Origin of the sequence: Mitsuaria sp. BK041 (genome assembly GCF_014193085.1) — a bacterium.
GTDB lineage: Bacteria > Pseudomonadota > Gammaproteobacteria > Burkholderiales > Burkholderiaceae_C > Roseateles.
On sequence record NZ_JACHYT010000002.1, the window covers coordinates 1,579,238 to 1,604,801 of the forward strand.

The 25,564-nt window shown below is 70.0% G+C and carries 21 protein-coding genes; 7 read left to right on the forward strand and 14 right to left on the reverse strand.

Features of this window, described 5'->3' with window-relative positions; translation table 11 throughout:
* The first annotated feature begins 41 nt into the window (after positions 1-41).
* Complete coding sequence (ilvB, locus tag FHT38_RS22885; RefSeq protein WP_183493325.1) at positions 42-1,895, forward strand: biosynthetic-type acetolactate synthase large subunit; 1,854 nt, start codon at positions 42-44, stop codon at positions 1,893-1,895.
* Positions 1,896-1,955: 60 nt separating this feature from the next.
* Here the strand turns inward: ilvB and FHT38_RS22890 are convergent, their stop codons facing one another.
* Positions 1,956-3,065, reverse strand: coding sequence for a helix-turn-helix domain-containing protein (locus tag FHT38_RS22890; protein ID WP_183493326.1), 1,110 nt, complete (start codon positions 3,063-3,065; stop codon positions 1,956-1,958).
* 347 nt (positions 3,066-3,412) lie between these two features.
* Between FHT38_RS22890 and pcaC the strand changes: the two genes are divergently transcribed.
* Complete coding sequence (pcaC, locus tag FHT38_RS22895) at positions 3,413-3,811, forward strand: 4-carboxymuconolactone decarboxylase (protein ID WP_183493327.1); 399 nt, start codon at positions 3,413-3,415, stop codon at positions 3,809-3,811.
* 7 nt (positions 3,812-3,818) lie between these two features.
* Here pcaC and FHT38_RS22900 read toward each other — a convergent pair whose 3' ends face one another.
* From FHT38_RS22900 to dnaA, 9 genes are all read right to left on the reverse strand, one after another.
* A complete protein-coding gene (locus FHT38_RS22900; protein ID WP_141225388.1) occupies positions 3,819-4,640 on the reverse strand; it encodes a M15 family metallopeptidase in 822 nt (273 codons plus the stop codon).
* Positions 4,624-6,480: a hypothetical protein gene (locus FHT38_RS22905; protein WP_183493328.1), complete on the reverse strand. Its 1,857-nt coding sequence runs from the start codon at positions 6,478-6,480 to the stop codon at positions 4,624-4,626. Before FHT38_RS22905 ends, FHT38_RS22900 begins: the two co-directional genes overlap by 17 nt.
* A 9-nt stretch (positions 6,481-6,489) precedes the next feature.
* Positions 6,490-7,995 (reverse strand): cell wall hydrolase, encoded by a 1,506-nt coding sequence (locus FHT38_RS25130; RefSeq protein WP_221213880.1) that lies wholly within the window; start codon positions 7,993-7,995, stop codon positions 6,490-6,492.
* Positions 7,996-8,003: 8 nt separating this feature from the next.
* Positions 8,004-9,743, reverse strand: coding sequence for a hypothetical protein (locus FHT38_RS22915; protein ID WP_183493329.1), 1,740 nt, complete (start codon positions 9,741-9,743; stop codon positions 8,004-8,006).
* A gap of 112 nt (positions 9,744-9,855) precedes the next feature.
* Positions 9,856-10,440 carry a DUF3617 family protein gene (locus FHT38_RS22920; protein WP_183493330.1) on the reverse strand — a complete coding sequence of 195 codons (585 nt, stop codon included), beginning with the start codon at positions 10,438-10,440 and terminating at the stop codon, positions 9,856-9,858.
* Between the two features lie 50 nt (positions 10,441-10,490).
* Positions 10,491-11,003: a hypothetical protein gene (locus tag FHT38_RS22925; protein ID WP_091729883.1), complete on the reverse strand. Its 513-nt coding sequence runs from the start codon at positions 11,001-11,003 to the stop codon at positions 10,491-10,493.
* Positions 11,000-13,528 (reverse strand): DNA topoisomerase (ATP-hydrolyzing) subunit B, encoded by a 2,529-nt coding sequence (gene gyrB, locus FHT38_RS22930; protein WP_147240953.1) that lies wholly within the window; start codon positions 13,526-13,528, stop codon positions 11,000-11,002. The genes FHT38_RS22925 and gyrB overlap by 4 nt, the downstream gene beginning before the upstream one ends.
* A gap of 118 nt (positions 13,529-13,646) precedes the next feature.
* Positions 13,647-14,771 carry a DNA polymerase III subunit beta gene (gene dnaN / locus FHT38_RS22935; RefSeq protein ID WP_091729890.1) on the reverse strand — a complete coding sequence of 375 codons (1,125 nt, stop codon included), beginning with the start codon at positions 14,769-14,771 and terminating at the stop codon, positions 13,647-13,649.
* Positions 14,772-14,841: 70 nt separating this feature from the next.
* Positions 14,842-16,371, reverse strand: coding sequence for a chromosomal replication initiator protein DnaA (dnaA, locus tag FHT38_RS22940; protein WP_147241711.1), 1,530 nt, complete (start codon positions 16,369-16,371; stop codon positions 14,842-14,844).
* A 305-nt stretch (positions 16,372-16,676) separates the two neighbouring features.
* Here dnaA and rpmH point away from each other — a divergent pair, with 305 nt between their 5' ends.
* The 5 genes from rpmH (at position 16,677) to mnmE (ending at position 21,032) form a co-directional block, all read left to right on the forward strand.
* Positions 16,677-16,811 (forward strand): 50S ribosomal protein L34, encoded by a 135-nt coding sequence (gene rpmH, locus FHT38_RS22945; RefSeq protein WP_067065970.1) that lies wholly within the window; start codon positions 16,677-16,679, stop codon positions 16,809-16,811.
* 233 nt (positions 16,812-17,044) lie between these two features.
* A complete protein-coding gene (locus FHT38_RS25760) occupies positions 17,045-17,347 on the forward strand; it encodes a ribonuclease P protein component (RefSeq protein ID WP_404932658.1) in 303 nt (100 codons plus the stop codon).
* Between the two features lie 26 nt (positions 17,348-17,373).
* Positions 17,374-17,703, forward strand: coding sequence for a membrane protein insertion efficiency factor YidD (yidD, locus tag FHT38_RS22955; RefSeq protein WP_091729896.1), 330 nt, complete (start codon positions 17,374-17,376; stop codon positions 17,701-17,703).
* Positions 17,696-19,378: a membrane protein insertase YidC gene (gene yidC / locus FHT38_RS22960; protein WP_091729900.1), complete on the forward strand. Its 1,683-nt coding sequence runs from the start codon at positions 17,696-17,698 to the stop codon at positions 19,376-19,378. The genes yidD and yidC overlap by 8 nt, the downstream gene beginning before the upstream one ends.
* 277 nt (positions 19,379-19,655) lie before the next feature.
* The gene (gene mnmE / locus FHT38_RS22965; protein WP_183483683.1) at positions 19,656-21,032 is read left to right on the forward strand and encodes a tRNA uridine-5-carboxymethylaminomethyl(34) synthesis GTPase MnmE; all 1,377 of its coding nucleotides are present in this window, start codon (positions 19,656-19,658) and stop codon (positions 21,030-21,032) included.
* 12 nt (positions 21,033-21,044) lie between these two features.
* Here the strand turns inward: mnmE and FHT38_RS22970 are convergent, their stop codons facing one another.
* From FHT38_RS22970 to FHT38_RS22985, 4 genes are all read right to left on the reverse strand, one after another.
* Entirely contained in the window at positions 21,045-21,605 is a 561-nt protein-coding gene (locus tag FHT38_RS22970) for an adenine phosphoribosyltransferase (protein ID WP_147241709.1), read from the reverse strand.
* A 35-nt stretch (positions 21,606-21,640) separates the two neighbouring features.
* The gene (locus FHT38_RS22975; RefSeq protein WP_183493332.1) at positions 21,641-23,155 is read right to left on the reverse strand and encodes a diguanylate cyclase; all 1,515 of its coding nucleotides are present in this window, start codon (positions 23,153-23,155) and stop codon (positions 21,641-21,643) included.
* A gap of 162 nt (positions 23,156-23,317) precedes the next feature.
* Positions 23,318-24,577 (reverse strand): acyl-CoA dehydrogenase family protein, encoded by a 1,260-nt coding sequence (locus tag FHT38_RS22980; RefSeq protein ID WP_091729918.1) that lies wholly within the window; start codon positions 24,575-24,577, stop codon positions 23,318-23,320.
* 87 nt (positions 24,578-24,664) lie between these two features.
* Complete coding sequence (locus tag FHT38_RS22985; protein WP_091729921.1) at positions 24,665-25,411, reverse strand: histidine phosphatase family protein; 747 nt, start codon at positions 25,409-25,411, stop codon at positions 24,665-24,667.
* Positions 25,412-25,564 lie beyond the last annotated feature (153 nt).

Genomic DNA, 25,564 nt, shown 5'->3' on the forward strand with positions numbered 1-25,564 from the left:
AACGGCAACCCTTTCCGGGCCAGTGCCGGGACACTGGACCCATGAATGCCAGGTTCGACGGCGCCCAGGTCAGCGCCCGTGGCGCGGTCATCGATGCGCCCTGTTCTCCCTCCTCCCCCTCATCGCCGGCCAGCGCCGGCCCTGTCGCCCCGCTCGGGAATGCGGCACCGCGCAACGGCGCCCAGACGCTGCTGGACACGCTGGTGGCCTGCGGCGTGGACACCGTGTTCGGTTATCCCGGCGGGGCGGTGCTGCCGCTGTACGACGCGCTGCACGGCGAGCCGCGCCTGCGCCACATCCTGGTCCGCCATGAACAGGCGGCGGTGCATGCGGCCGAGGGGTATGCGCGCAGCACCGGCCGGCTGGGCGTCGTGCTGGTGACCTCGGGCCCCGGCATGAGCAACACGACGACGGGCCTGCTGGACGCGCTGTGCGACTCGGTGCCGGTGCTGTGCATCAGCGGCCAGGTGAACAGCGCGGCGATCGGCACCGACGCCTTCCAGGAGTGCGATGCGCTGGGCATCTCGCGGCCGGTGACCAAGTGGAACGCGCAGGCGCGGCCCGGTGGCGACGTCGCGGCGCTGGTGCGCAAGGCCGTCGAGATCGCGCGGGGCGGTCGTCCGGGCTCGGTGCTGCTGGACGTGCCGAAGGATGTGCAGCTGGCGCCGGCGCGGCCTGATGAGAGGCTTGATGCCAGGCCCACCGCCCGGACCGCACACGAGCGGCCGCAAGCGGCGGCGCTGCCCGTCTCGCCCATCGTCGACGTGCGTGCGGTGGAAACGGCCGTGGACTGGATCGCCACCGCGCGCCGGCCGGTGTTCTATGGCGGCGGCGGCCTGATCAACGCCGGCGACGAGGCCTGCGCCGCGTTCGCGGCCGCGGTGGCGCTGGCCGGCGCGCCCTGCACGCTGACGCTGATGGGGCTGGGCGCCGTGCCGGCGTCGTCGCCGCACTGGCTGGGCATGCTGGGCATGCACGGGACGCTGGAGGCCAACCTGGCGATGCATCACGCCGACCTCATCGTCTGCGCCGGCGCGCGCTTCGACGATCGGGTGACTGGCCGGCTAGATGCCTTCGCGCCCGGCGCGCGCGTGATCCACCTCGACATCGACCCCTCGTCCATCGACAAGGTCCGGCGCGCCGACCTCGCCCTGTGCGGGGACGCGCGGACGCTGCTGCCGCGCCTGCGCCGCGCGGTGGAGCGACGCCCGATGCCGCCGGAGCGCTTGGCCGACTGGTGGGCGCGGATCCAGGACTGGCGCTCGCGCCGATCGCTGGCCTTCGAGGACACGCCGGAGGTGATCGCGCCGCAGGCGCTGATGGCGCGGCTGCAGGTGCAGCTCGCCGGCCGGGACGCGGTCGTGTCGACGGACGTCGGCCAGCATCAGATGTGGGCGGCGCAGCACCTGGCCTTCGAGCGCCCGCGGCGCTGGCTCACCTCGGGCGGCGCCGGCACGATGGGCTACGGCCTGCCGGCGGCGATCGGCGCGCAGGTGGCGCATCCGGGGCGGCTGGTCGTGTGCGTCAGCGGTGACGCGTCGATCCTGATGAACCTGCAGGAGATGGCCACGGCGCGGCAACACCGCGCGGGCGTGAAGGTCGTGCTGTGCAACAACGGCCACATGGGCATGGTGCGGCAGTGGCAGGAGCTGCATCACGGCGAGCGCTACAGCCACAGCTACAACGCCTGCATGCCGGACTTCGTCGCGGTGGCGAAAGGCTTCGGCTGGGAGGCGGCGCGGGTGACGCGGCGGGATACGCTCGATGCGGCGCTCGCCGAGTGCCTGGCGAGCGACGGCCCGTATTTCCTCGACGTGGCCGTCGCGCCAGTGGAGAACTGCTTCCCGATGATTCCGGCGGGGAAGGGGCATCACGAGGTGATGCTGGCGCGGTGAAGACGACGTCCGGCCCGGCCGCCGCGGCGTGGAGACGCGGATGTCGCGGCACGGGGACCGTCAGTCGGTACCGGCCTCCCACCGGAAACTGACCTTGAGGTCATTCAGCCAGGCCAGGTCGAGCAGGCCGTCGTGCTGCATCCGGCCGACCACGATGCCAGGGTGAATGCCGGCGCGCTTCGCGAAGGCGCGCACCGCCGCGCGCGTGCCAGCGATGTTCGGAAGCTCGCGGGCGAGCGCTGGCGGGATCAGAGCATCGCAAGCGAAGGCATCCGCCTCCCGCTCCTCTCTGGAATTGCTGCCCGACTTGGTCGGATCGTCCAGGAAGACCGTCGACTTCTGCTGGCCATGCAGCAGCAGGTGGGCCGCTTCATGGAAGAAGCTGAACCAGAACTTGTCGTTGGTCTTGCCGTAGAGCGACAGCTGGATCAAGGGCCGGCTCGGGCTCAGCCATCGCGCGACGCCTGACACATGGGTGCGCGGGAGCGCGGGCACCAGCACGAAGGCCACGCCCGCGCCCTGCAGCAGACGCCGCATGGCCGCCAGGAAGTCCCCGGACGATTGAAGCGTCAGCGCGCGGATGTCCTCGAGCGCGGCGCGGAAGCGGGCCTCGTCGTAGCGCGGTCCGTCCTGCCTTTCCGCGAGGCGCTCGCCCATGCGCAGCCACGCCGAGATCGCGCCGACATCGGCCTGGTCCTGCCGGCTGCGACGGAAGGCCAGCTGCATTTCGCCGTACTGGCGCTCCCATTGCTGAGGACTGGCGACGCCGAAAAAGGACAGCATTTCGCCCACCAGCGCCGGCTTGGACTTCGCGTCCAGCCGACGCTTGTCCAGGACGTCGACCGCCATGAGTTCCTTGATCGGAAAGCGGTCCAGCCAGGACACCATCGTCGCGTTCCGCTCGGCGGCGTCCTGAAGCGCGATGCGCTCGCGATAGTGGGCCTCCCGTTTCAGCCAGAAGCCGACCGAGCCGCCCAGAACGGTGTGAAGCCGCACGGCCGCGTCTTCCGACAGAGGGACCTTGCCCTTGATCAGTTGATTGACGTGTTTCAGGGAGAAGCCGAGCCGGTCGGCCAGTTGCAGCTGCGTCCAGCCGCGCTCCTCGAGCAGGTCCAGGATGGTGTCCCCGGGCGGCGACACCCAGTCGGGCGCGAACACAGAGTCAGCCATGGTAGTCCCCAATGAATTCGATACAGACGATGGTCACGATTGGCCAATCGATGGAGGCGTCGGCGCGCCGAGGGATCGGCTCGTCCGCGGGCGCAAACACCAGCCGCCAGCCGGCGGCCAGGTCAAGAGCGAACTGACCCGCGCGATCTCCGGTCAACGGGTGCGGACGGCGGATGGGACTTTACCGGACAGGTAAATGAGCCAAGATGGAACACGGCATGCGGGTGTCGGATGCGTCCCACGTCCGGCAGCGTGCAGGCCCATTGGGCATCGCATGGTCGGCACCGGGCTACATTGCCTCCCATCGCCGGCCGGACCGGCTGGTCTTCCGCTGACAGGAGCTGCCCGTGACTCGTCCCTACGCCCCGAAGAACCAGGCGCTATTCGATGAAGGCCTCGCCACGCGCCGCGAGGTGCTGGGCGATGCCTACGTCGATGCGTCGATCCGGAACGCCACCGACTTCACCATCGACATGCAGGAGCTGGTGACCCAGTACTGCTGGGGCGATGTCTGGAACCGGCCGGGGCTGGACCGGCGCTCGCGCTCGCTGCTGAACCTGGCGATGCTGACCGCGCTGAACCGGCCGCACGAACTCAAGATCCACGTGCGCGGCGCGCTCAACAACGGGCTCACGCGCGAGGAGATCAAGGAGGTCTTCCTGCAGACGGCGATCTACTGCGGCGTGCCGGCGGCGATCGATGCGTTCCGCTCGGCCGCCGAGGTCTTCAAGGAGATCGACGGCTGAGCCGCGGTCAGGGATTGCGGCGGGCCAGCTCGAAGTGCATGCCGTCGACGTTGCTGCTGAAGTGGCCGCCCCACGCGAAGCCCTGGGCGGCGAAGAGCGGCACCAGCGGGGTGAGGTCGCCTTGCTGGCCGGGCGACGCGGGGGGATGGCCGGCGCCGTTCCAGCGCGCGTTCAGGTCGATCGCGACGCCCCAGCTGTGGGAGCTGAGGTCCGGATTGCCCGGATCCCAGTTCTTGTGGCGGGGCACCCAGCCGCCGTCGAAGGTCTGGATGAGCGAGCCCAGTCCGAGCGCGTCGATGCGGTCGAACACGGCCTGGAAGTGCGGATGGGCCAGCCGGTGCAGGCTCACCGCCGGATGGCCGAGCGCCGCGAGCACCGGATGGCTGAAGGGCGCGATGTGCTGCGTCACCCAGGCCGCCGGCGTGATGACGATCGAGCCGCGCTGCGCGCCCGGCGTCGACTGGAAGGCGCCGAAGGTGCCGGCCAGCTCCGCCTGCGAGAGCGGCAGGATCGTGCCGTTGCCCCGCCGCCGCACGTCGGGCGCGACCGCGCCGGCCGGTGCCGCCGGCACCGGCGTGGCGGCGTCCTCGAACTGGGCGGCGCCTGACCAGAAGTAGTGCTCGCGCCCTTCGACGCCATACCAGGCGCGCCGTCCCAGGTAGGCCTCACCGTCGATGACGCGATCGACCATCAGGGTGTCGCCCGGCTCGAGTCGGCCGATGCGGGCGAAACCGACCGCCGGCCCGCCGCGCAGGTTCAGCTTCTGCTCGATGCGCACGCGGCGCGGCGGTGCGAGCGGCGTCGCGACTGGCTTAGGCGAGGTAGTCATCGTCATTGCTCCCGGGAGCCAGGCCGAGCAGTTCCTGGATCTGGACCAAGGTCAGCTCGGCCGTCTGCGCCTGCCCGCGCTCGCCCTGCCAGGTCTTGATCGCGGCGCGCGTGCGGCCATCGAAGAGCGCCGTCACCTCGGCGCCGGTGAGGCCCAGGCCCCGCTGCACCCGCTCGACCTCCTGCGGCGACAGGCCGCGCTCGGCGTCGTTGAGCGCGTCGCTCATCGCTTCCGGGGGCGCTTCTTGCGTCGCACCGGGCGCAGCGGTCGTGGGCGTGCGGGCCAGCATCGACTTGGGGGGCTCCGCGCCACTCGCGGCATTGGCGGCCGCGGGCGTTTCCTGCGCCTTCGTGCCGGCGGCGCGCAGCTTGACCAGCCGGTTCAGCAAATCGAACCAGAACGGTCCGCCCAGGGTGCAGGCCACCGCCGTCATGCTCCAGCCCAGCAGCGCGATCAGCAGGTTGCCCCACCAGCCGCCATCGCCGATCCGGTCGCCGAGGCGGCAGGGGACCGCCTTCCCGGCCGGATCGCAGGCTTCGTCGAAATAGGTCGGCCAGGCGGATCCCGTCCAGCCCAGCGGCAGGCCGATGCTCTGCAGCGTGTCCAGTTCCGCCAGGCGCGTGCAGTAGGACTTGGCCGCCACGTCGTCCCCGAAGCGCTCGCACTGGCGCGGGATCTCCTTGCCCGTCGGCTTGACGAGACGGGCGAGCGCCGTCGGCGCCGAAGCGGCGCTCGGCGCGGCCGTAGCCGCCGCCGTGGGCGGGACGAGGGCCAGCCGTACCGGCTCGAACAGCGCGCGCAGCTCGGCATGCGGCTCGCCGGGCAGGAAGGCCTGCTCCAGCGCAGCGCTCGATCGGGCGATGGCCTGCGCATCCGGCGGGGTCGCGTTGAGCGCGCCGCGCAGCGTGATCGCGGCACGCAGCAGCGTCTCGAGCGGCTGGCGGACCTGCGCGTCGCTGGTGTCCGCGAGTCGCTTGAGCAAGGCGGCATTCAGGGGCTGCAGCGACGCCTGGGCCCGCGCGAGTGCCGGAGCCGGCAGGCCCGGCGTCTTCGAGGCTGCCGCAGCTGCAGGGGGCAACGCCGCGGGGATCGCGGGCGCGGCGGCGGGCGCGCTGACCGGCGCCGCGGGTGGCGTGACGGCTGGCTTGTCCGCGGCGGACACCTGCTGGTTGTAGTTGGTGGCGACCTCCTGCGCGACGGTCAGCGTGGCCTTGCGCAGCGCCTCGTCCTGCCAGAGTCGCGCGGAGATCAGGATGGGGTTGATGTTGGCGACCATCGCGGCGAGGAAGCCGAAGACGAACAGCGTCACCTGCGTATGGCGCTTGAACCAGCCGATCGAGCGCTCGCCGACCGCGTCGTACCAGGCCGCGAGCCGGGCTTCGAAGGCGGGCCAGTCCTGTTCCACGCCCATGGCGAGCCCGCGCATCGCGTCGACGAAGGCCGGGTTGGGCAGGGCGCCCGACGAGGCGCCACCGGCGCGCTGCGAGGCGTCCGTGACGGTGGCCACGAACTCTGCCGGCGTGGCCGGACGCAGCCCGGCCAGATGCTTGTCGCAGAGCAGCGCGATCAGGGAGCTGATGACGGCGTCCGCGTTGATGTAGGACGGCTTGCGGTCCTCCGCGCGGGTGGCCTTCGAGAGCGCGACGATCAGCGGGTGCGCGAGCAGGCCCTTGGCGAAGACGGGGTCGTCGCCGAAGAAGGAGATCACCGCGCGTTCCATGTACTTGCCGCGCAGCGACCGGATGGACGACCAGAGCTCCTGCAGGGCCGTCGCGAGCAGGCTGGTGATCGCGAACACCAGCGCCACTCCGATCACGACGTCGATCATCCGGGTGTCCATCGTTCGACCTCACGGAATGTCGTTGAAGAACAGGTGCGCGCCGATGCGCGCGCAGGGCCGATGGCCGGCGGCCCACCGGGGCGGCGGCGCCAGCCGCGCGGCGTGGTAATGGGTGGCGCCGGCCGTCGGGTCGCCGCGCAGCCGTTCCTGCGGACGGTCCTGTTCCTGGGCCATCAGCCGCCGCGCGATCGCGAGCGCCTGGGCGAAGCGCGCGTTGGTGGCGTCCACCGCGAGCAGCTGCGGCAGGTTGGGATCGTTGCGGTTCCAGCAGCTGAACTGCCAGGGCTTGCGGCAGACCTCGACGACATCACGGCCCCAATAGGTCGCGCGCCGGACGCGGTTCAGCACCACGTGGGCGACGGCCTCCATCCCGTCGATCTGGCCGCGCTCGCCGCGGGCCTCGCCCCAGACGGTACGGGCCAGGATGACGACGTCCTGCCCGGCCGGGCTGGCCGCGGCGGGCATCGCGGCCGAGCTCCCGGGGACCGACGCCGGACCCGGTCCAGCCATCGGCGCGGGTACGGGCGCCGCCGGCGTCGCCAGGGGCCCGGCCCGTACCAGCGACTCATCCCGGCGCACGAGCTCGGCGCCGGCCCATGCCAGCACCGGCGCGATGGGAACGGCGATCGCGCAGCGCAGGCCCACGCCATCGGGGGCGACGCCGGCATGCAGGCCGACCAGCTCGTCGCGGCTGTTCCAGATCGGTGCGCCGCTGTCGCCGCCGAGCGTGGCCTCGTCGGGCGTCCAGCACAGCGCGCCATCGAGCAGGTAGGGGCGGGACTCGTCGCCGGCGATGCACAGGCTGGCGCCGAACAGATGCGGGGCCCGGCCGCCGATCGCGCGGCCGCGGGTGCGGATGAACAGCTGGTCGTCGGCCAGCGCCGAGGCGGTGCCCACCGGCCACTCCGCGCCGCGACCGGCGAGCGGCCGCAGCGCCGCGGCAGACACCTCCACGAGCGCGGCGTCCACGGCGCAGGTGACCGGCAGCGCCTGGAAGTTGGGCTGCCAGTCGAAGAGGCGCCCGTTGATCGGGGCCGCGTCCGGTTCGCCGTCCAGCCACAGCGTCACGTCGTCGCCGCGGGCGCTCGGCCGGGCCGCGGCCAGCACATGGCCCGAGGTCAGCGCCAGCAGGCTGGACGGGCGCGCGGTCCGGCGCAGCACGGCGGTCAGCGTGCCTTCGAGGAAGCGGTTGGAGGCGTTCTCGGCGCGGACCCAGGCGGCGTGGGCGTGGCCGAACCGTCCGCCGCGGACGGCGTCGACGGGCATCGTCTCGCCGGTCAGCGGCGAGCGGAGCGCGCGCGGCAGTTGCCGTCCCGGACAGTCATCGCCGAAGGCCAGGGTCAGGCGCCGCGGCCCGTGGCTGCCCGGCAGCGGCAGGCGCCACCAGTGAAGCGCGCGCGCCGCGTCCGCCGACAGCCCGAGCCGGGCGGCCAGCGCCTCGTCCTCGCGACGCGACGTCATCAGCGCGCCGAGCGCGGTCCGCACGGCGAGCAAGGGAGCGGCGTGGGCGGCCATCGTCCCGCTCACGGCTTGCAGTCGCCGCGCCCGGCGGCCTTCTGCGTGGCGTCGTCCCACTCGCCGGTCTTCGGGGCCGCGCCCTTGGCCTGGCAGCGGTCGATGGCGGCGTAGAGCTCCGCCTCGCTCGCGGGCGGCGTCAGGCCCATCTTCCGCTGCGTGTCGGCATCGATGGCGGGCAGTTTCCGGCGCGTGCCGGTCGCCTCGATGATGGACAGGCTGACCGCATGCTCGGCGCTGCCGTCGCGGATCGTCAGCAGCGCGGTGTCGCCGGCCTTGACGTCCCTGGCCGTGTAGTCGACGCGGAACTGCCCACCCTGCACCTGGACCGGCAGCGAGCTCGTCTTGCCGTCCACCTCCACGTCGGCCGAGGGCACGCCGCCGGTGCTGCTGACGAAGAAGGGCTGCGTCTTGCCGAGCTCGAGCGGCAGGCTGGTCGCGTCGGGCGAGACCCGCAGGGTGGTGTTGTTGATCTTCGTCGTGCAGGCCGCGATGGCCTTGCGCGCCTTCGCGGCGCCACTGCCGGCGACGTTCGCCGCGATCTCGTCGAGGCTCGATGTCGCCTCCTGCAACTCCAGCGTGAGCTGCGCGAGGTCTCGGAGACGGGCGCGGTCGCCGGCGCTCAGCGCGCGGACCTGCCGGGCCGTTCCCTGCGACTCGCCGGTGGCCGACGCGCCGCCAGGAGCCGATGCGGGCGTCGACGCTCCAGTGACCCCGGCGCGCTTGAAGCCGTCTTCCAGCGCACCGGCCACCGGTCCCGCGGCCTTGATGGCGGCCAGCACGGCCGTCTGATTGGGGATCGTCTTGTCGACCTCCTCGCTGACCTTGAGCTGCACGGCCACGGCGCGGGCCCACAGGTCCGAGGCCGCGCCTTCGATCAGGTCGATCGCCCGATCCGCGCGCCGCCGGGCCCGGTTGCCGTCTTCCAGGCTGGCGCGGGCCTCCTTCATGGTCTGGATGGCCTCCGGGGCTGCGGGGAGGGTCTCGGTCCGTTCCGACGTCGAGACACAGTCGCGATCCCATGTTGCCTGCTCACGCAGGCAGGCGGACCGGTTCAACAGCTTCAGTTCCTCGGCGGTCGCGCCGGCGGGCGCCGCGGGGCAGGCCGGCCTGGGGCGCGGGCAGCTGCGCGTCCGCGCCGGGACGATCCTGAGTTCGGGCTGGTCCACCTCCTGGGACTGGCGCATCGCCACGCGCAGCTCGTCGCTGCGTCGCGCCACGGCGGCCTTCAGGCCATAGAGGGTGTCCTTGTAATCCGGATCGTCGGGCTCGCCGACGAGGCGGGCCTTGTTCCGGAACGGAGCCGCCGCGTTGAGGCCGCATTGGAGCGCCTCGGCGCCGGCGCGATAGACATCGATGCGCGCGCGCACGATGAAGAGGTTGCCCGCCGCATAGCTCGCGGCGCCGACACCGGCGATGCCCGCGACGGTGCGCGCGCTGCCGTCTCCCAGCGCCACGGCGGCGCCCGCGGCGGACAGGCCCAGCAGCCAGGCGGACAGCTGCGGACTGGCGTTGGACAGGTCGCTGACCGCCGAGACGTAGCGGCCGCGGACCAGGGCGACCTCCTTGTAGACCTCGTCGAAGGTCTTGGGCTCGTCGTTCTTGTCGAGCGTGTATTCGCCCGACACGTTCTTCGACGCCGTCAGGTGCCTGGAAAAGATCTGCGGCTGCAGCGCGGTGCTGCAGCCGGCGATCAGCACGAGCACCGGCAGCGTTGCCCGGCGCAGGCAGCGGTCAAGGCTGTTCACGGTGGGACCCTCCTGGGGGAGGCAGGATCGGGGCCACCGGCGGTGGGCGTCATCCTCAAGCTTGAGGACCGCCCCCCGCTTCGCGGGGCGGGTCAGGCGCCCCGCCGGGGGATCAGCGCATCAGATCCATCAGCGACGGGTCGATGCCGGGCGGCGGTGCGCTGCAGTCGCTGCCGATCCACTTGTGCACCGACGTCGATTCATAGGTGATCGGCATGCCCTGCGCGGTCGTGCCCTTGAACGTCACCTTGACGGTGGCGCTGGACTTGTCGGTGACCTGGTAGGAGCCGTTGCCCATGCCGCTGGCCGTCGCGCTCTTGCAGCTCATCGTGAAGGTGCCGCTGGTGGCGTCGCCGGGCTTCACTTGCGTGGTGCAGTCGTCGACGCTCTGCGGCTTGGGCAGGGCGAATTCGGGGCTCTGCTGGCAGTCCAGATGCGGGCTGCCGCCGGTAGGCAGGCCGACCTTGGCCATCGCGGCGGCGAGGCTGCTCTTCTGCTGCGGCGTCAGGGCGCCGTTGATGTCGAAGATCGTGGGCATCTTCCGGCCGTTGAGCGTGTTGACGCTCGCGCTGGCCCACAAGCCGGGCTTGACGCTGATGGATTGGGCTTGGGCGGGCGCCGACAGCGTCAGCAGGCCCAGCGACAGGGCGAGCGCCGGAGCGGCGGCGGAAGAGAGACGGAATCGGGAAGCGCGCATGCGTGAGCCTCGTGGAATCGGACGACGAGGCGCAGTCTCCACGGGCGCGGCTACCGCTGTCGAGGCGGCTTGCCCCCTTCAAAGGGGGCGGGTGTGACCGAGGTCATGTCGGCCGGTGGACCGGCGTGCCATGCCGTACCGTCCTCGAAAGTGACCCGCGTGACGGCGGCGTGGGATTGCGGGCAGCGCATCGGACGGGCCGGTGACTGATCACGCGGCCGGTCGAATTCATGGCTCATGTCGACGTGATGCGCCGGCGCGATGCTGCCGTCGCTGATCGAAACGCCGGCGAACTCGCTGAGCACCTCGTGGCCGGTGCCGCGCTCGCGGACGCAACCGAGCTCGACAGCGACGATGCCCCGCGGGCCGCGGTTGGTCAGCACCAGGGCGAGCTCGCCGCGCACCGGCTTGAGCTCGAGCACCATCGGCGCGGTCGGCAGGTCGATCCAGTCGGGCGGATAGACCGGAGGGGAATGCGGCTCCGATTGCCCGAGCGCGGGCAGGCCGGCGATGGCGAGGAGCAGGCCGGTGAAAGGGGGAGCGAGGCGGGAACGGGTGATCACACGTCGATGTTGGCCGCGCGCAGCGCATTCGTCTCGATGAACTCCCGACGCGGCTCCACCTCGTCGCCCATCAGCATCGTGAACACCCGGTCCGCCTCGATCGCGTCCTCGATCTGCACGCGCAGCAGGCGGCGGACCGTCGGGTCCATCGTCGTTTCCCACAGCTGCTCGGGGTTCATCTCGCCCAGGCCCTTGTAGCGCTGGCGGCCCACGCTCGACTCCGCCTGCGTCATCAGCCAGGCCATCGCGCCGCGGAAGTCCGTCACCTTGCTTTCCTTGGCCTTCTCGCCCTCGCCCTTGCGGATCACGGCTTCCTCGCCCACCAGACCCTTGAAGGTCTTGCCGGCCTCGGCCAGGACTTCATAGTCCGCGCCGTGCACGAAGTCCGCCGTGATGATGCTCGAGCGCACGTTGCCGTGATGGCGACGGCTGATGCGCAGCAGCTGCTTGTCGGTGCGCGGATCCGTCTCGGCCGTCACCACCGCGTCGTGCAGCGCCGAGGCCAGCGCCGTCGCGGAGATCTCCGCCGCGTCCTTCGTGTCCAGGTTCAGCGACAGGCCCGACGCCAGCAGGTGCAGCGCCTCGCCGTCCATCCAGGCGGACAGGCGCTCGATCACGTTCTGCGCCGCCACGTACTGGCGCGCCTTGGTCTCCAGGTCCTCGCCCTTGAGCACCGGACCCGCGCCCACGCCGGCGGTGTGCAGCTCGGCATCGTTCAGCGCGACCTTCAGCAGGAAGCCGTCCAGCTCGTGGCCGTCCTTCAGGTACTGCTCGTGCTTGCCGACCTTGACCTTGTACAGCGGCGGCTGCGCGATGTAGATGTGGCCGCGCTCCACCAGCTCCGGCATCTGCCGGTAGAAGAAGGTCAGCAGCAGCGTCCGGATGTGCGCACCGTCCACGTCCGCGTCGGTCATGATGATGATGCGGTGGTAGCGCAGCTTGTCCGGATTGAAGTCGTCGCTGCCCGCGCCGCGGCCGATGCCGGTGCCCAGCGCCGTGATCAGCGTGATGATTTCATTGCTGGTCAGCAGCTTCTCGTAGCGCGCCTTCTCGACGTTCAGGATCTTGCCGCGCAGCGGCAGGATCGCCTGGAACTTGCGGTCGCGGCCCTGCTTCGCGGAGCCACCGGCGGAGTCACCCTCCACGATGTAGATCTCGCACAGCGCGGGATCCTTCTCCTGGCAGTCCGCCAGCTTGCCCGGCAGGCCCATGCCGTCCAGCACGCCCTTGCGCCGCGTCATCTCGCGCGCCTTGCGCGCCGCTTCACGCGCCCGCGCCGCCTCGACGATCTTGCCGCAGATGATCTTGGCGTCGGTCGGGTTCTCCAGCAGCCAGTCGCCCAGCTTGCTCGCGACGATTTCCTCCACCGGGCCGCGCACCTCGCTCGACACCAGCTTGTCCTTGGTCTGCGAGCTGAACTTGGGCTCCGGCACCTTCACGCTGACCACGCAGGCCAGGCCTTCGCGCATGTCGTCGCCGGTGACGTCGACCTTGGCCTTCTTGGCCAGTTCGTTGTCCTCGATGTACTTGTTGATCACCCGCGTCATCGCCGCGCGCAGACCCGTCAGGTGGGTGCCGCCGTCGCGCTGCGGGATGTTGTTGGTGAAGCAGAGGACGCTTTCATTGAAGCCGTCGTTCCACTGCATCGAGACCTCGACCCCGATGTTGGTGTTCTGCTCCGACATCTTGTCGCCCTGGGCGTGGAAGATGTTGGGGTGCAGCGCCGTCTTGCCCTTGTTGATGAACTCGACGAAGCCGCGCACGCCGCCCGCGAAGGCGAAGTTGTCTTCCTTGTTGTTGCGCTCGTCGACCAGGCGGATCTTCACGCCGTTGTTCAGGAACGAGAGTTCGCGCAGGCGCTTGGCCAGGATGTCGTAGTGGAACTCGGAGTTCTGCGTGAAGATCTCCGTGTCCGGCAGGAAGTGGACTTCCGTGCCGCGCTTGTCGGTCTCGCCGACGATCTTCATCGGGCTGGTCTCGAAACCGTCGCGGACCTCGATCAGGCGGTCCTGCGGCACGCCCTTCTTGAACTCCAGCTGGTGGACCTTGCCTTCGCGGCGCACCGTCAGGCGCAGGGTCTTGGACAGCGCGTTCACGCAGGACACGCCCACGCCGTGCAGGCCGCCCGAGACCTTGTAGCTGTTCTGGTTGAACTTGCCGCCGGCGTGCAGCTCGGTCAGCGCGATCTCGGCCGCCGAGCGCTTGGGCTCGTGCTTGTCGTCCATCTTCACGCCGGTCGGAATGCCCCGGCCGTTGTCGATGACGGAGATCGAGTTGTCGGTGTGGATGGTGATGACGATGTCGTCGCAGTAGCCGGCCAGCGCCTCGTCGATCGAGTTGTCGACCACCTCGAACACCAGGTGGTGCAGGCCGGTACCGTCCGAGGTGTCGCCGATGTACATGCCGGGGCGCTTGCGCACCGCCTCCAGGCCTTCCAGGATCTGGATGCTGGACTCGCCGTATCCCGCGCCGTCGTTTTGAGGCGCGGGCGTCGGGGTGTTCTCAGGAGTGCTGTTATCGGTCATCGGAGGGGTACTCAGGCCGCCGCGGCGGCCGCTGAAAAAACTGGCTGGAACCCCCGCCTGGCGGGGGCAGGGGGTGCGCAACGTTCACGCTCCGGGGAGCGAAGGTCGCGCAGCGACCTTAGATCCTCATCGGCATGACGACGTACTTGAAGCCGGTGTGTTCGGGGATGCTGAGCAGCGCGCTGGACGAGCTGTCGTTCAGGTCCACCCGCACCATGTCCTGCGACATGTTGGCCAGCACGTCCATCAGGTAGGTCACGTTGAAGCCGGTCTCGATCTGGTCGCCGCCGTAGTCGATCTCGAGTTCTTCCTTGGCCTCTTCCTGCTCGGCGTTGCTCGAGGCGATCGACAGCAGGCCCGGCTCGAAGGACAGGCGCACCGCCTTGAACTTCTCGCTGGTCAGGATCGCGGCGCGCTGCAGCGCGGCCAGCAGCGGCTGGCGACCCAGGATCACGTGGAAACGGTGGTTCTTCGGGATGACGCGGTTGTAGTCGGGGAACTTGCCCTCGACCAGCTTGGTCACGAACTCCATGCCGCTGAAGCTGAACTTGGCCTGGTTGCCGGCGAAGCGCATTTCGATCGGAGCGCTCTCGTCGTCGCCCTTGCCGCCGTCCTTGAGCAGCCGCATCAGTTCCAGCACCGTCTTGCGGGGCAGGATGACTTCCTGCTTGGGCATCTCGGTGTCCGTCTCGGCCTGGGCCAGCGCCAGTCTGTGCCCGTCGGTCGCGACCAGCGTCAGGGTCTTGCCCTCGGCCACGAACAGGATGCCGTTCAGGTAGTAGCGGATGTCATGCACCGCCATCGCGAAGTGGACCTGGTTGATCAGGCCCTTGAGCGTCTTCTGCGGCACGCTGAACGCGGGACCGAAGTCGGCCGCTTCCTGCACCAGCGGGAAATCGTCGGCCGGCAGCGTCTGCAGCGTGAAGCGGCTCTTGCCGCCCTGCAGCGTCATCTTGTTCTGGTTGGACGTCAGGCTCACCGTCTGGTCCGACGGCATCGAGCGCAGGATGTCGATCAGCTTGCGCGCGCCGATGGTGGTGGAGAAGTCCCCGTCGTCGCCCTCGAACTCGACCGTGGTGCGCACCTGGATTTCCAGGTCGCTCGTGGTCAGCTCCACCTGCTTGCCCTGCTTCCGGACCAGCACGTTGGCCAGGATGGGCAGGGTGTGGCGCCGTTCCACGATGCCGGACACCGCCTGCAGCGCGGCAAGCACTTTGTCCTGGCTGTCTTTCAACACGATCATGTCAACCTCTCTCCACTGTTGGCTGTTCGGGCGAACGCGGCATTTTCGCTGAAGGCGAAGGCGTTTTTCCTCATCCCTTCAGCGTTTGCTCCAGCACATGCAACTGCTGGTTCAACTCGGTGTTCTTCTGACGCTCGCCGCCGATCTTGCGGACCGCATGCAGCACCGTCGTATGGTCGCGGCCGCCGAACAGCTCGCCGATCTCCGGCAGGCTCTTCTGCGTCAGCTCCTTGGCCAGGTACATCGCGATCTGGCGCGGCCGGGCGATGCTGGCCGGGCGCTTCTTCGAGTACATGTCCGCGACCTTGATCTTGTAGAAGTCGGCCACCGTCTTCTGGATGTTCTCGACCGAGATCTGCCGGTTCTGGATCGAGAGCAGGTCCTTGAGCGCCTCGCGCGCGAGCTGGATGTTGATTTCCTTGTGCGAGAAGCGGCTGTAGGCCAGCACCTTGCGCAGCGCGCCCTCGAGCTCGCGCACGTTGGCGCGCACGTTCTTCGCGATGAAGAAGGCCACGTCCTCCGGCATCGGCGCGCTTTCGGCCTCGGCCTTCTTGATCAGGATGGCGACCCGCATTTCCAGCTCGGGCGGTTCGATCGCAACGGTCAGGCCGGCGTCGAAGCGGCTGGTGAGGCGCTCGTCGATGTCCACCAGACCCTTCGGATAGGTGTCCGAGGTCATGATGATGTGGGCCCGCTTGGCCAGCAGCGCCTCGAACGCATTGAAGAACTCTTCCTGCGTGCGGTCCTTGCCGGCGAAGAACTGCACGTCGTCGATCAGCAGCAGGTCCAGCGAGTGGTACTTGGCCTTGAGCTCGTCGAAGGTCTTGCGCTGGTAGTTCTTGACCACGTCCGAGATGAACTGCTCGGCGTGCAGGTAGAGCACGCGGGCGTCGGGGCGGTCCTTGAGCAGCGCGTTGCCGACGGCGTGGATCAGGTGGGTCTTGCCCAGGCCGACACCGCCGTAGATGAACAGCGGGTTGTACATCTGGCCCGGCGCGCCGGCGACGTGCAGCGCCGCGGTGCGCGCCATCTGGTTGGCGCGGCCGGGCACCAGCGTGTCGAAGGTCAGGCTGGTGTTGATGCGGTGGCGGGTGGCGCTGGGCGGGACGTTGGGGGTCGCGCCCGGCTGGATCAGGCTGGCGGCGGTGGCCGGCGCCGCGGGCGGCTGGGCGGCCACGGGCGCGGCGGCCGGACGGGCGGCCACCGAGGCCGGCACGGCCGGCCGACCGGCCGCCGGCGCGCCCAGGCCGTGCTGGTTCAGCACCTGGCCCATGGTCATGCTGGACGGCTGCGTGCGCGGCAGCGGCGCGATCGCCTCGCGCGGCGCCAGCGACAGTTCCAGGCGTGCCGGCTTGCCGGCGAGCTCGGTCAGGATGGCCTCGATGCGGCCGGCGTACTGGCTGCGGATCCAGTCCAGCTTGAATCGGTTGGGGACACGGAGGGACACCAGGACGGCCTCGTGGCCGTTCTCTTCCTGCTGGGCGACCTCTGCCGGGGGCAGCGGACGGATCCAGGTATTGAATTGCTGCTCAGGCAGTTCGGCGGCCAGGCGTTCGCAGCCGCGCTGCCACAAGGCCGCCCCTGACAAGTCTGCGCTCATTGTGGAAAACTTATTCTTCGAGCGGCCGGATTGTACCGATGCGAGACCGCGAAGCCAGGGTTATCCACAGATTTTTTGCCCCGGTCAAGTGCTGGTAATCCCCGTGCCTGCCAGCCTCCGGATTGACCCTGATGCAAATCTTTGCTGTAATCGCGGGTTTTCCGGACGCCCGGACGTTGCTGCGTGGGCCTCCGCTTTTCGAGCGGCTTGCGACATCCCTCCGAGATGTCCACCGTCGCCACCGTCCGCGGCGCCAAGGTGGCGCGAGGCGACGGGAAGTACCGAAGATTTCCAAGAGGTTGAACATGAAACGCACTTATCAAGGCTCCAAGACCCGTCGCGCCCGCACCCACGGCTTCCTGGTCCGCATGAAGACGCGTGGCGGCAAGGCCGTCATCGCCGCTCGCCGCGCCAAGGGCCGCAAGCGCCTGGCCGTCTGAGCGAAGCGCAAGACGACTCCGACAGCACCGTGATCGGCCGCATCGTGCGATCGGCCGATTTCGAGCGCGTGCTGGGCACCCCCAGCCGCGCACGCAGCGCGCACTTCGCCGTGCATCACCTGGCCGCCAGCCCCTCGCTGCCGAAGCGCCGTCCATCCACAGGAACGGCTGACTTGTCCACAGGTGATGCACCGATTCATCCCCAAGCTGTGGATGAACGGTCCTCCGCGAACGTGGCGCCCACCCCCGTTGAATCGGTTCCAGCCGCGCCCGATCGGGCCTGGCTGGGCTACGTCGTGCCCAAGCGGCACGCGAAGCGCGCCGTGACGCGGGCGCTGCTCAAGCGCCAGATCCGCGCCGTGTTCGGCGACCTGCCGACGCTGCCGCCCGGCCTCTGGGTGGTGCGGCTGCGCATGCCCTTCGACCGCAAGCAGTACCCCAGCGCCTCTTCCGACGCGTTGCGCGCCGCCGCGCGCGCGGAGCTGCTGCAGCTGACCCGCAAGCTCGCGCCACCGCCCCCGGGCGCCGCCGGCTGACCGGATCGCGGTTCGGAACAGCGACCATGGACGACCGCCCCGGCCTGCCGACGCGACTGCTGATGGGGCTGGTGCGCGGCTACCAGCTGCTGTTCAGCGCCTGGTTGCGCGCGGGCTGCCGCTACAGCCCGAGTTGCTCGAACTACGCGATGCAGTCCCTGCGCCGCCACGGCGCCGCCGCCGGCACCTACCTTGCGGTCGGACGGGTCCTGCGTTGCAACCCTTTCTGTCTGGGCGGACACGATCCCGTGCCCGACAATCCGCCCCGCCTGTTCACCCGGTTCACCGAGCGTCCCTCCAGATGCCGTCCGGGGTCAGCCTCTTCAACCGCCAATCCAAAAGCTTCCCATGACTGATATTCGCCGCACCATCTTGTGGGTGGTGTTCACGATGTCGCTGGTCCTTCTGTGGGACGGGTGGCAGCGGCACAACGGCCAGCCGTCGCTGTTCCATCCGGCGCCGGCCAAGGTCGCCACCGCACCCGCCGCCCCGGCATCGGCCGCTTCCGCCGCCGCGCTGCCGGCCGCCGCGGCTGCTTCCGGCGCCACTGCCGGCGCGCCGGTCGCGCCCGTCGTCAAGAACGAGCTGGTCACCTTCAGCACCGACGTGGTCAAGGCCACCATCGACACCCGCGGCGGCAGCCTGGTGCGCGTCGAGCTGCTCAAGCATGCCGACGACACCAACCCCAGCGGCCATGTCGTCGTGCTGGATCCGATGCGCAACTACAGCGCCCGTTCCGGCCTGCTGAACGTGCCGAACGCGCCCAGCGACCAGACGGTGCTGACGCTGGTCGACGGCCCCAAGGAGCTCAAGGACGGCCAGGACACCCTGGTTGTGCGTCTGGAAGGTGAACAGGGCGGCGTGAAGCTGGCCAAGACCTACACCTTCAAGCGGGGCGACTACGCCATCGCGGTGAACCACGAGGTCACCAACACCGGCGCGGCCGCGGTCACGCCGCAGCTGTACCTGCAGCTGGTGCGTGACGGCCATGTCGAGCACACCGGTCCGTCCTTCGCGCCGACCTCGTTCTCCGGCCCGGCGATCTACACCGACAAGGCGAAGTACCACAAGCTCGCGTTCGACGACCTCAAGAAGGGCAAGGCCGAGTACGAGAAGAACGCCGATGACGGCTGGGTCGCGATGGTCCAGCACTACTTTGTCAGCGCCTGGATCCGCAACGAAGCCGGGCCGCGCGAGTTCAACGTCCGTCCGCTCAACCAGGACCTGTACACCGCCGGCATGGTGATGAACTTCCCGGCCGTGGCGCCGGGCGCGTCGGCCAAGCTGGACAACCTGCTGTACGTCGGCCCCCAGGAAGAGAAGAAGCTGGAAGTGCTGGCCCCGGGCCTGGAGCTGGTGAAGGACTACGGCATCTTCAAGATCCTGTCCAAGCCGCTGTTCTGGCTGCTGGACGTCCTGCACACGCTGCTGGGCAACTGGGGCTGGGCGATCATCCTGCTGGTCGTGCTGCTGAAGGTCGCGTTCTACGGCCTGAACGCCAGCGCGTACCGCAGCATGGCCAAGATGAAGGCGGTGAATCCCCGCATCCAGGAGATGCGCGAGCGCCTGAAGGACAAGCCGCAGCAGATGCAGCAGGAGATGATGCGGATCTACAAGGAAGAGAAGATCAATCCGCTGGGCAGCTGCCTGCCGATCTTCCTGCAGATGCCGTTCTTCATCGCGCTGTACTGGGTGCTGCTGTCCAGCGTCGAGATGCGCGGCGCGCCGTGGGTGATGTGGATCCACGACCTGTCCAAGCCCGACAGCCTGTTCGGCCACCTGTTCGGCGCGCCGATCGGCCCGCTGCCGCTGCTGATGACGGCCTCCAGCCTGCTGCAGGTCTGGCTGAACCCGCAGCCGGCCGACCCGGTCCAGGCCAAGATGATGTGGATCATGCCGCTGGCCTTCAGCGTGATGTTCTTCTTCTTCCCGTCGGGCCTGGTGCTGTACTGGCTGGTGAACAACATCCTGTCGATCGCCCAGCAATGGATGATCAACAAGCAGATCGGCGTCAGCGGCTCGAAGAAGTGATCGACGGCGGCGGGGGATTCGCCAATTCCTCACGCCGATCGCAGGAGCCCCCGCACCCCGGGGGCTTTTTTTCGTCCGCGCGCAGGCGCTTAATCGTGTCCATGCGGGGATCGCTTCTCCACCTGACTCGGGACGGTGGGGGACCGGAGGCGCAAGACGCCGGCTCACGAGAGGCGGCGACGAGGCCTGCCCCGCGCCATCCACGATGACGGCGATGCGGCCTGGCGGCCCATCGCCGTTGTTCTTGGTGCCCGGACGCTGCGAGACAATCGCGCCCATGCTGTCGCGACACCAGGATCCCATCGCCGCCATCGCCACCGCGCCCGGACGCGGGGCCGTCGGCATCGTGCGGGTGTCCGCGCCACAAGACCTGGCCCCGCTGGTGACGGCGATCTGTGGCCGCACGCTCAAGCCGCGCGAGGCGACCTACCTGCCTTTCCGTAGCGCCCAGGGCGAGGCGATCGACCACGGCCTGGCGCTGCTCTTCCCGGCGCCGCATTCCTACACCGGCGAGCATGTGCTGGAACTGCAGGCCCACGGCGGCCCGGTGGTGCTGCAACTGCTGCTGGCGCGCTGCCTGGAGGCCGATCCCGCGCTGCGGATGCGGCTGGCCGAGCCGGGCGAGTTCACGCGCCGCGCCTTCCTCAACGGCAAGCTGGACCTGGCGCAAGCCGAGGCCGTGGCCGACCTGATCGACGCCAGCACCGAAGCCGCCGCGCGCAGCGCCGGTCGGGCGCTGGCCGGTGCGCTCAGCGGCGAGGTCGGCGGGCTGCGCGATGGCTTGATCCAGCTGCGGATGCTGGTCGAAGCCACCCTGGACTTCCCCGAGGAGGAGATCGATTTCCTCGAGCAGGCCGATGCGCTGGGCAAGTTGCGCCGGTTGCTGCAGCGGGTGGAGGCGCTGCTCGATCGCAGCCGCCAGGGCGCGATCCTGCGCGAGGGCATCAAGGTCGTGCTGGCGGGGCAGCCGAATGTCGGCAAGAGCTCGCTGCTGAACGCGTTGGCCGGCGCCGAGCTGGCGATCGTGACGCCGATCCCGGGCACGACGCGGGACAAGCTGAGCCAGACCATCCAGATCGAGGGCGTGCCGCTGCACATCAGCGACACGGCCGGCCTGCGCGACACCGAGGACGAGGTCGAGCGCATCGGCGTGGCCCGCAGCTGGGACGCGATCGCGGATGCGGACGTGGTGCTGTTCCTGCACGACCTGACGCGCGTCGGCCATGCGGACTACGAGGCCGAGGACGCCGAGATCCGCGGCCGCCTGACGAGCGTCGATCCGGCGCGGATCCTGCAGATCTACAACAAGGCCGACGCGCATGCGCCGGCGGGCTTGCCGGCGGACGCGCTGACCTTGTCGGCGAAGACGGGCGAGGGCCTGGACGCCTTGCGCCGGCGCCTGCTGGAGCAGGTCGGCTGGCACGCGGTGCCGGAGGGCCTGTTCATCGCGCGCGAGCGCCACGTGCAGGCACTGCGCCGCACCCAGGAGCACATCGGGCTGGCGTTGGCCCAGGCCGAGACCGAGCCGCCAGCGCTGGACCTGATGGCGGAGGAGCTGCGCCTGGCGCACGACGCGCTCGGCGAGATCACCGGCGCGTTCACCGCCGACGATCTGCTGGGGGAGATCTTCAGCAGGTTCTGCATCGGCAAGTGAGCGCCGAGGCGCTCAATGCCCCTCGAACGCCACCAGCGAGAACACCTTCAACCCGCCCTCCCGCAACCGCTTCGAGCCGCCCAGTTCCGGCAGGTCCACGATCGCCGCGCCCTCGATGACCTCGGCGCCCAGCCGCTCGAGCAGCCGCTTGCCGGCCATCATGGTGCCGCCGGTGGCGATCAGGTCGTCGATCAGCAGCACCCGGTCGCCGGCCTTCACCGCGTCGGTGTGCATCTCCACCGTCGCGCTGCCGTACTCCAGCTCATAGGTCTCCTGCACCGTCGTGAAGGGCAGCTTGCCCTTCTTGCGGATCGGCACGAAACCGACGTTGAGCTCATAGGCCAGCACCGAGCCGATGATGAACCCACGCGCATCCAGCCCCGCGATCGCATCGGGCCGCAGGTCGAAGTAGCGGTGCACGAACTGGTCGATCAGCACGCGGAAGGCCCGCGGGTTCGCCAGCAGCGGCGTGATGTCGCGGAACTGCACGCCTGGCTCCGGCCAGTCCGGCACGGTGCGGATCTGCTGCCTCAGGAAGGCGATCGGGTCAGGGGTGAGGTCGGTGTGCGGCATGGGCGCGATTGTCGCGCCGGCCGGGCTCGGCGGGGTCAGGCCGTCTGCTGCTGGCAGATCAGGCGGGCGCGGCCGGCCTGCTTGGCTTCGTAGAGCGCGGCGTCCGCCGTCTGGATCAGGCGCTGGGCCTCTTCGCCGCTGCGCGGGATCAATGCCGCCACGCCGATCGACAGGCTCACCGAGCGCCGCACCGGCGAGCCCACATGCTCGATCGCGGCCAGCCGCACGCTGTCCAGGCAGCGCTGCGCCACCACCTGCGCGCCGGCCAGGTCCGTGTCGACCAGCAGCACCGCGAATTCCTCGCCGCCGTAGCGGCACACCGATTCACCGCCGCGTCCGGCGCAGCTGCGCAGCAGCGTCGCGACGCGCCGCAGGCAGTCGTCGCCGGAGACGTGGCCGTAGCAGTCGTTGTATTGCTTGAAATGGTCGATGTCGACCATCAGCAGCGCCAGCGGCCGGCCCGCGCGGGTCGCGCGCTGCCACTCCGTCTGCAGCAGCTGGTCGAACAGCCGCCGGTTGCCGACGCCGGTCAGCCCGTCGGTGGTGGACTGCCGGGCCAGCAGCTCGTTGGCGCGGCGCAGCCGCTCCTCCTGGCGCTTGCGCTCGGTCAGGTCGGTGACGATGCAGACGTAGAGGTGGATCGTGTCGGTCCGGACCTCGGCGATCGCCAGCTGCAGGTGCAGCGCCTCGCCGCTGCGGTGACGGGCGGTGAACTCGCGCGGCTGGCCCAGCAGCGAGCGCGGGTCCAGCGGCGCCTCCTGCGTCGCACCCGCACCACCGGCCGCCGCCGCCGCGGCGCCCAGCAGCATGCCCAGGTGGACGCCCTGCAGCTCCGAGGCGGTGAAGCCGAACAGCGACTCGCAGCTCGGGTTGGCCTCGAGCACATGGCCGCCGGAGTCCAGCGTCAGGATGCCGTTGGCCGCCGACTCGATCGTGGCGCGCAGTTGCGCGCGGCTCGCCGCCAGGCGCTGCTGCTCGTGGATCAGGTCGGTCACGTCCATGCGCACGCCGACGATGCCGCCGGATGGCGTGCGGGATTCGTAGATGCGCAGCCACATGTCGTCGTGCACCCGCTGCAGCAGCGGCGACACCTGCTTGCCGCGCGCCTGGCGGCGCTCTTCCAGCCATTCGGGTTCGCGGCCGCGCGCCTCCGGGATGCCGCCGCGCGCCAGGGACTCCCGCACCAGGTCCTCGAAGGTGCTCTTGCGCTGGAAGTGCCGCAGCATGTGCGGGTAGATCTCGACCAGGCGGCGGTTGTAGGCGATCAGGCGGTCCTCGGCGTCGAAGATCTCGACGCTGGCCGGCAGCGCGTCGATCGCTTCCTCCATCGTGCGCTGCGCCAGCCGGGCGCGGGCCTGCGTGCGCGCCAGCGTCGACACGACCGCCACCGCCAGCAGCACCGTCAGCGCCAGCGAGGCCACGCCCACCCACGCCAGCCAGCCGTCGACCGCGTCGCCGCCGAGGGTGACCGTCAGCACGATGGCCTGCAGGCCCACCAGCAGCGCGAACGCCAGCAGCGGCCAGGTGCGGACTTCGGCGGATCGGTTCATCGCGGAGCGCGGCGCCGGCGGCGACGCCATGGAAAAGGGTGGCTGATCCTAGCCAGCCCGCTCCGCGATGAATACCGCTCCACGGGGGGAGAAGCGGGTTCGGGCGACGTCCCCTCGTTGGTGGGGTGCCACGCTTTGTGAGCGACGGTGTACGGGGACGGGTCAGCCGCCGCGGGTGACCGGCATGTCGCCCGCGTTCGGCAGGCTCATGTGGCGCGCCAGTTCCAGCTTCGCCAGCGAGTTGCGGTGCACCTCGTCCGGGCCGTCCGCGAAGCGCAGCGTGCGCTGGCCCGCCCACATGTAGGCCAGCGGGGTGTCGTCGCTGACGCCCATGCCGCCGTGGACCTGCATCGCCCAGTCGATCACCTTCAGCGCCATCGTCGGCGCCACGATCTTGATCATGGCGATCTCGGCCTTGGCGACCTTGTTGCCGACGGTGTCCATCATGTAGGCCGCCTTGAGCGTCAGCAGCCGCGCCTGCTCGATGCTGCAGCGCGCCTCGGCGATGCGCTCCTGCGTCACCGTCTGCTGCGCGATCGTCTTGCCGAAGGCGACCCGGGAGATCGCCCGCTTGCACATCAGCTCCAGCGCCCGTTCCGCCGCGCCGATCGAACGCATGCAGTGGTGAATCCGTCCCGGGCCCAGGCGCCCCTGCGCGATCTCGAAGCCGCGGCCCTCGCCCAGCAGGATGTTCTCGACAGGCACACGCACGTTCTTCAGCTCGATCTCCATGTGGCCGTGCGGCGCGTCGTCGTAGCCGAAGACGCTGAGGTGGCGCTTGACCGTGATGCCGGGCGTGTTCGCCGGCACCAGCACCATGGACTGCTGCTCATGGCGGCCGGCGTCCGGGTTGGTCTTGCCCATCACGATGTAGAGCGCGCAGCGCGGATCGCCGGCGCCCGACGACCACCACTTCGTCCCGTTGATGACGTATTCGTCGCCGTCCCGCTCGATGCGGCACTGGATGTTGGTCGCGTCGGACGAGGCCACGTCGGGCTCGGTCATCAGGAAGGCGGAGCGGATCTCGCCGCGCAGCAGCGGCTCGAGCCAGCGGTCCTTGAGCGCCTCGCTGGCGTAGCGCTCCAGCGTCTCCATGTTGCCGGTGTCGGGCGCGGAGCAGTTGAAGACCTCCGGCGCCCAGTACACGCGGCCCATGATCTCGCACAGCGGCGCGTACTCGAGGTTGGACAGCCCTTCCGGCGCGCGCGCCGAGCGCGGCAGGAACAGGTTCCACAGCCCGGCGGCGCGCGCCTTGGGCTTGAGCTCCTCGATCACCTTCGTCGGGATCCAGGCGTTGCCGGCGCGGCGGTTGGCCTCGATCTCGGCGTGGTAGCGATGCTCGTTGGGATAGATGTGCTGGTCGAAGAACGCCAGCAGGCGGTCGCGCAGCTGTTCAACCTTGGGGCTGTAGTCGAAGTTCATGGAGGAGTCTCCCGGTGAGGCGTTCTTGATGCGTTCTTGATGCGTTCGTGAGGCCGTGAGGCGCGCGGCGGGTCGGCGCAGCGCGCGTCAGCCGCGCTGGCCGCGATAGCGGAGGTACTGCGCGTACAGCGCCTCCATCGTGGTGGACCGTTCGTCCGCATGCAGCGGATGCGAGGGCGCGAAGTTGCAGACGCGCAGCAGCCAGTCGCCGGGCGCGTCGCCGGTCGGCGGCGCGACGTCCAGCACGTTGATGCACGCCGGCGACTGGACCCAGCTGCCGAGCATCAGGCGCTGGCCGCCGGTGACCGCATGCGACAGGATCGCGGCGTTGACGACGCCGTGCAGCACCAGCAGCGCACAGTCCCAGTCGGGATCGGCCTGCAGGCGGGCGACGCCGCCCAGCACGCGGTCGAGCAGCTCGCCGACGCTCTCGCCGTTGAGGAAGCGCTGCGATTCCGGGACCGGGCTGCGCTGCAGGCCGGTGAAGGTGCGCGCGAGTTCATCGGTGGGGATATCGCCGAGGCGGCCGCCGCGGATCTCCTGCCACTCGGGCCAGACCTGCGGCGAGAGCTCGCCCTGGCCGGCGTGGCGCAGCACCAGGTCGGCGGTCTCGACGGTGCGCGGCAGGCCCGACACGATCACGCGATCGAATCGCACGCCGGCCGCGCGGAAGGCCTCGCCCGCGGCCTGCGCCTGAGCGATGCCGTCGTCGTTCAGCCGCACCTGCTCGGGCAGCACCGGACGCCCGGTCGTGCCATCGAAGTAGGTCACCGCGCCATGCCGCATCAGGTAGACGCGGCGGCGTTGCGGGCTGCGGGGCTGGGTGTCCAACATGGGCGGCAGTGTGGCGCAACGACGCAGGCCGCACTGTCACGCAGGCGGCAGGCTCGCGGACCGGGCCACAATTCGCGGCCGTGCCGTGCCGTGCCGTGCCGTGCCGTGCCGTGCCGTGCCGTGCCGTGCCGTGCCGTGCCGTGCCGTGCCGTG

Bases quoted from the DNA above. Each gene is read 5' to 3' on its own strand.
- ilvB (WP_183493325.1), top strand. From the start codon at position 42: ATGAATGCCAGGTTCGACGGCGCCCAGGTCAGCGCCCGTGGCGCGGTC.
- FHT38_RS22890 (WP_183493326.1), bottom strand. From the start codon at position 3,065: ATGGCTGACTCTGTGTTCGCGCCCGACTGGGTGTCGCCGCCCGGGGAC.
- FHT38_RS22900 (WP_141225388.1), bottom strand. From the start codon at position 4,640: ATGACTACCTCGCCTAAGCCAGTCGCGACGCCGCTCGCACCGCCGCGC.
- FHT38_RS22905 (WP_183493328.1), bottom strand. From the start codon at position 6,480: ATGGACACCCGGATGATCGACGTCGTGATCGGAGTGGCGCTGGTGTTC.
- FHT38_RS25130 (WP_221213880.1), bottom strand. From the start codon at position 7,995: ATGGCCGCCCACGCCGCTCCCTTGCTCGCCGTGCGGACCGCGCTCGGC.
- FHT38_RS22920 (WP_183493330.1), bottom strand. From the start codon at position 10,440: ATGCGCGCTTCCCGATTCCGTCTCTCTTCCGCCGCCGCTCCGGCGCTC.
- gyrB (WP_147240953.1), bottom strand. From the start codon at position 13,528: ATGACCGATAACAGCACTCCTGAGAACACCCCGACGCCCGCGCCTCAA.
- dnaN (WP_091729890.1), bottom strand. From the start codon at position 14,771: ATGATCGTGTTGAAAGACAGCCAGGACAAAGTGCTTGCCGCGCTGCAG.
- dnaA (WP_147241711.1), bottom strand. From the start codon at position 16,371: ATGAGCGCAGACTTGTCAGGGGCGGCCTTGTGGCAGCGCGGCTGCGAA.
- rpmH (WP_067065970.1), top strand. From the start codon at position 16,677: ATGAAACGCACTTATCAAGGCTCCAAGACCCGTCGCGCCCGCACCCAC.
- yidD (WP_091729896.1), top strand. From the start codon at position 17,374: ATGGACGACCGCCCCGGCCTGCCGACGCGACTGCTGATGGGGCTGGTG.
- yidC (WP_091729900.1), top strand. From the start codon at position 17,696: ATGACTGATATTCGCCGCACCATCTTGTGGGTGGTGTTCACGATGTCG.
- mnmE (WP_183483683.1), top strand. From the start codon at position 19,656: ATGCTGTCGCGACACCAGGATCCCATCGCCGCCATCGCCACCGCGCCC.
- FHT38_RS22970 (WP_147241709.1), bottom strand. From the start codon at position 21,605: ATGCCGCACACCGACCTCACCCCTGACCCGATCGCCTTCCTGAGGCAG.
- FHT38_RS22975 (WP_183493332.1), bottom strand. From the start codon at position 23,155: ATGAACCGATCCGCCGAAGTCCGCACCTGGCCGCTGCTGGCGTTCGCG.
- FHT38_RS22980 (WP_091729918.1), bottom strand. From the start codon at position 24,577: ATGAACTTCGACTACAGCCCCAAGGTTGAACAGCTGCGCGACCGCCTG.
- FHT38_RS22985 (WP_091729921.1), bottom strand. From the start codon at position 25,411: ATGTTGGACACCCAGCCCCGCAGCCCGCAACGCCGCCGCGTCTACCTG.